The sequence below is a fragment of the Pseudomonas sp. P4_C3 genome (assembly GCF_056402075.1).
Genome location: NZ_JBFUIC010000302.1, coordinates 1 through 4,734, shown reverse-complemented (window position 1 = coordinate 4,734; position 4,734 = coordinate 1). Strand labels below are relative to the sequence as shown.

At 58.4% G+C, this 4,734-nt stretch carries 7 protein-coding genes; 2 read left to right on the top strand and 5 right to left on the bottom strand.

The window, feature by feature from the left end:
* From AC1DVH_RS26180 to AC1DVH_RS26170, 3 genes are all read right to left on the bottom strand, one after another.
* A partial coding sequence (locus AC1DVH_RS26180) for an alpha/beta fold hydrolase (protein WP_477756238.1) occupies window positions 1–540 on the bottom strand: 540 nt, incomplete at its 3' end.
* A gap of 83 nt (window positions 541–623) precedes the next feature.
* On the bottom strand, window positions 624–1,058 hold the full coding sequence (locus tag AC1DVH_RS26175; protein WP_477756237.1) for a YqaA family protein: 435 nt from the start codon (window positions 1,056–1,058) through the stop codon (window positions 624–626).
* Window positions 1,058–1,504 carry a DUF411 domain-containing protein gene (locus tag AC1DVH_RS26170; RefSeq protein ID WP_477756236.1) on the bottom strand — a complete coding sequence of 149 codons (447 nt, stop codon included), beginning with the start codon at window positions 1,502–1,504 and terminating at the stop codon, window positions 1,058–1,060. Before AC1DVH_RS26170 ends, AC1DVH_RS26175 begins: the two co-directional genes overlap by 1 nt.
* 384 nt (window positions 1,505–1,888) lie before the next feature.
* Here AC1DVH_RS26170 and AC1DVH_RS26165 point away from each other — a divergent pair, with 384 nt between their 5' ends.
* On the top strand, window positions 1,889–2,419 hold the full coding sequence (locus AC1DVH_RS26165) for a hypothetical protein (protein ID WP_477756235.1): 531 nt from the start codon (window positions 1,889–1,891) through the stop codon (window positions 2,417–2,419).
* Between the two features lie 47 nt (window positions 2,420–2,466).
* Here AC1DVH_RS26165 and AC1DVH_RS26160 read toward each other — a convergent pair whose 3' ends face one another.
* Entirely contained in the window at window positions 2,467–3,462 is a 996-nt protein-coding gene (locus AC1DVH_RS26160) for an aldo/keto reductase (RefSeq protein ID WP_477756234.1), read from the bottom strand.
* A gap of 117 nt (window positions 3,463–3,579) precedes the next feature.
* On the opposite strand from AC1DVH_RS26160, the gene AC1DVH_RS26155 reads away from it, so the two are divergent.
* On the top strand, window positions 3,580–4,503 hold the full coding sequence (locus AC1DVH_RS26155; RefSeq protein ID WP_477756233.1) for a LysR family transcriptional regulator: 924 nt from the start codon (window positions 3,580–3,582) through the stop codon (window positions 4,501–4,503).
* 7 nt (window positions 4,504–4,510) lie between these two features.
* On the opposite strand, the gene AC1DVH_RS26150 is transcribed toward AC1DVH_RS26155, so the two are convergent.
* The gene (locus AC1DVH_RS26150) at window positions 4,511–4,648 is read right to left on the bottom strand and encodes a hypothetical protein (protein ID WP_477756232.1); all 138 of its coding nucleotides are present in this window, start codon (window positions 4,646–4,648) and stop codon (window positions 4,511–4,513) included.
* Window positions 4,649–4,734: the final 86 nt, after the last annotated feature.

Genomic DNA, 4,734 nt, shown 5'->3' with positions numbered 1-4,734 from the left:
ACCGAGGGCTTTCCAGTCTTCCAGGCCGATGGGGTTGACCAGCGCCAGTTGCTCGACCTGTTCGGGGTATTGCAAGGCATAGCGGGTGGCGAGCATGCCGCCGGTGGAGTGCCCCAGCAGGGTGGCTTTCTGGATGCCCAGGGCCTTGAGCAATTGCTGGGTGTTCGTCGCCAGTTGCTGGAAGCTGTACTGATAGTGCGCCGGTTTGCTGGAGGTGCAGAAGCCGATCTGGTCCGGGGCGATGACTCGATAACCGGCGTCGCTGAGGGCTTTGATCGAGCTGTCCCAGGTGGCACCGCAGAAATTCTTGCCGTGCATCAGCACCACGCTGCGACCATTGGCCTTGCCGTGGGCGGCGACGTCCATGTAACCCATTTGCAGGGATTGGCCCTGGGATTCAAAGGCGAAGTGCTTGAGCGTGTAGGGGTAGTCGAAACCTTGCAATTGGGGGCCGTATGCCGGTCCTTCGGCGTGGGCGATAATGGGCAGGGTGGCGGTCAGCAGCAGGCCGGGTAACCAGCGGGAGAGAGGGCGTGACATGGGAGAGCTCCATAGAAAATCCGCATGCTGGGTCGACTCGATTAGGGCGACATTAAACACAGGCAATCGCTGCCCTTGATGGTTCAACCCATCCAGTACAATGTCGCCATGGCCAGCACGCCGTAGCGGGCGCCTTTGGCCAGGGTGACGATCAGCAGGAAGCGCCCCAGCGGTTCGCGCATGACCCCGGCGACCAGCGTCAGCGGATCGCCGATCACCGGCAACCAGCTGAGCAGCAATGACCAATGGCCGTAGCGTTGGTAATGCAGCCGGGCTTTTTCCAGGTGTCGGGGGCCTACCGGAAACCAGCGCCGGTCGCGGAACCGCTCGATCCCGCGCCCCAGCCACCAGTTAAGCAGCGACCCCAGAACGTTGCCGCACGTTGCCACTGCCAGCAGTGCCCAGAGCCAATACCGATCGCTGAGCAACAGTCCCACCAGCACGGCTTCGGATTGCAACGGCAGCAGCGTGGCGGCACCGAATGCCGCGAAAAACAGCCCGAGGTACGCGCTGGACATCAATGGGCGGGGTAATCCGCAACCACCACGTCAGTGCCATCCTTTTTCAGGCCAATGACCTGATAGGCATCGCTCATGCCGTCCATTTCCATGCCGGGCGAACCCATGGGCATGCCGGGGGCGGCGACGCCCAGCAGATCGTCGCGCTTGCTCAGGGCCAGGACCTGRTCGGCCGGGACATGACCCTCAACGAATTTGCCGTTGATCAACGCGGTGTGGCACGACGCCAGGCGCGGCGGCACACCATGCTGTTGCTTGAACTCACTCATGTTGGCTTCGACGTGGTCTTCGACCTTGAAGCCATTGGCCTGCAGATGAGTGATCCATTTTTTGCAGCAGCCACAGTTGGCGTCGCGATGAACCTCGATCGGGATGAGGTCGGCGGCCTGGGCCAGGGAGGACATGAACAGGACGCTCAGGGCGATCAGACGCAGAGGGTTTCGCATGGGTTCGTCTCGGCTAACGGGCAAAAAAACGCATTTTGACCCTTTTTATTGGTCGGGTATTCAAGGAGTGTTTCTAATTGCTACAAAGATCCGCTGTTAGATGATGGTAGATCATCGCTGTCAGGCAGATGAGGGGCGCATTACAAAATCGTCAGGTTGAAATGCCGAGGATAAGTATCGGTGTTGATGAAAACCAACTAGTCGTCATGTAAGAAAAGTCTGAAGGACCATTCTTCAAGGTGCTAATACCCAATAAACAAGAAGTTTTACAGCATGTATCTGAATTGTACGAGAATTGTTAAAACTCCGAATTAAAGTTTGGTGGCCTCAAGTGCTCCGGCCGATACTCCTGACCTCCTAACTTGGTCAAGCAAGGAGTTTTCAATGACTATCGGTTATACCGGCGCCTGGACTGCGAAAGCGGGCCTGTTGGTTCGAGATACCGCCAGCAGATCAAAGCCTGTTCCCCAGAGCGTCAAGGTCAGGCAGATGCTTGACCTGGTGGGCAACAATCCAGTCGAGCTGGATACAGTCAAGATGGACAAGATGAAATTGCGCAAGCAGATGAAGGGTTTTGATCCTACTGATATTTCAGTCAAGTCCATGGGCAGTCTCAGTGTCTTTCTGAAAGAGCGGGGCCTGATCAGTGATGTGACGGCGGTCACGTTGAGCAATGCCGGTGACAAGTTCGACCGGTTTGGCATCAAGGACCCTGATGCGAAGTTCAATGCACTGGAATATTTCGCTACGCAACTGGAGAACATCCAGAATAACAATCTCAAGGGTAACAAGTACGCCAACTACCTGGTTCCCGAGTTCAAAAAAGCGATCTACGTGCTGCAAAACCTGGAAACCTACGGCAAGAACAACGGCCCCATGGTGAGGCCCGGCAGTGTTCTCTCGGAAGAGGCCTGACGCCATGTTGCCCGGCCCGCCCGGTTCATCGAGCGGGCCGGCAACCCTTAGCGGTCGAGCAGTTTCATGACTTCTTCCGGATAACGCAGGCCTGCGGTGGCATTCGCTGCAAAGACCGCCTCCAGCGCTTGCAGTTCTTCGGCGCTTAGCGTCACCTGCAGTGCGGCCACGTTTTCTTCCAGGTATTTACGTTGTTTGGTGCCCGGAATCGGAATCAGGTAGTCGCCTTGGGCCAGCACCCATGCCAGCGCCAGTTGGCCCGCCGTCACGCCCTTTTCCGCCGCCAGCGCCTGCACTTGCTGCACCAGTAGCAGGTTTTTCGCGAAGTTTTCGCCCTGGAATCGCGGGCTGAAGCGACGGTAGTCGTCCGCCGCGAAATCATCCGGACTTTTCAACGCGCCGGTCAGAAAGCCTCGGCCCAACGGGCTATAAGGCACAAAGGCGACGCCAAGGCGCTGGCAGGCCGCCAGGCAACCGTTTTCCTCCTGGTCACGGCTCCACAATGAATATTCACTTTGCAACGCACTGATCGGATGAACCTTGTGTGCCCGTTCCAGGGTCGCCACCGATGCCTCGCTCAATCCCAGGTAACGCACCTTGCCGGCACTGACCAGTTCGGCCATGGCGCCGACGGTTTCCTCGATAGCCACCTGTGGGTCGATTCGGTGCTGGTAATACAGGTCGAGGGTGTCCACGCCCAGGCGCTTCAAGCTGCCGTCGATGGACTGGCGAATGTATTCCGGCCGACCGTTGACGCCCCGGGCAGTGGGGTTGGCCGGGTCGCGAACGATCCCGAACTTGCTGGCCAGGAACACCTGGTCGCGCTTGCCGGCGATGGCCTTGCCGATCAGTTCTTCATTGGTGTGCGGGCCGTACATGTCGGCGGTATCGAGCAGGTTGACGCCCAGTTCCAGCGCACGATGCAAGGTGGCCGTGGCTTCCCGGGTGTCGGTGCCGGTGGTGTAGAAATCGGTCATGCCCATGCAGCCCAGGCCGATGGCCGACACCTGCGGACCGTTTTTTCCCAATTGACGTGTGTGCATGAAATCAGCTCCCTGTGAAATGAATCGCCATTGTTCGCCTCGACAGAAACAAGATAAACCGGCTAAAACGGCTATCACTATTCGTTAAATCTAAACAATCTGCCGGTGGAGCCAGCAATGGACCGTTTCAACGCCATGCGCGTCTTTACCCGAATCGTCGAACTCGGTGGCTTTGCCAGGGCCGCCGACAGCCTGCAATTGCCCCGGGCCTCGGTGACTATCCTGATCAAGCAACTGGAGGCACATCTGGGGGTGCAACTGCTGCAACGCACCACGCGGCAGATCAGCCTGACGCTCGACGGTGCGGCCTATTACCCGCGTTGCGTGCGCTTGCTGGCGGATCTTGAAGAGACCGAAGCGGTGTTCAGCGCGGCGCGCCACAATCCCAAGGGCTTGTTGCGGGTGGACATGCCGGCGGGAGTGGGGCGCCTGGTAGTGATTCCGGCGCTGCCGCAATTCACGGCCCGCTATCCCTTGATCGAGCTGGAAATAGGTTTGAATGACCGGCCGGTGGACCTGATTCGCGAAGGTGTCGATTGTGTCTTGCGCGGTGGCTCGACGCTGGACGATTCACTGGTGGCACGGCCGCTGGTGATGATGGATCAGGTGACCTGTGCCAGTCCTGACTACCTGCAGCGGCACGGAACGCCCCATACCTTGGACGACCTGGACGGGCACCGGATGGTCGAGTACATCTCCAGCAACGCAAAACGCTATGGGCTGGAGTTTGTCGTGGATGGCCAGGTGCAGTCGGTCGATCTGCCCAAGCAGGTGGCGGTCAACAGTGCCGATGGTTATCTGGCAGCGTGCGAGGCCGGATATGGGCTGGTGCAGACGCCGTACTATCACGTCGCACGGCAACTGCAGGAGGGGCGATTGCGTGAAGTGCTTGGGGAAGTGCCGCCACCGGGCATGCCGATGACGGCGCTTTATCCGCCGCACCGCCAGTTATCCCGGCGTGTGCGTGTGTTTGTCGATTGGCTGGTTGAGTTGTGTGCCCAGCCCGGCAATGACTTCTATCGAAAGGATTCAGGACGTTGAATAGCTGTTAACGATGTTGGTAGTAACCCGGTCCGCCATGGTCGTAGTGGTGATCGTGGTGCCAGCCCCCGTGGGGGAAAACAATGCAACCGCTCAAGCTCAGGATGGCGAGCAGAGGCATCAGCAATGTGATTCGACGCAACATGTGAAAGTCCTCATGGTTATTGCCGTTATGAAGCTAAAACTCTTCATCGGCTGTAACATGAGACCCCGCTTGTAGTTGTTTATCCC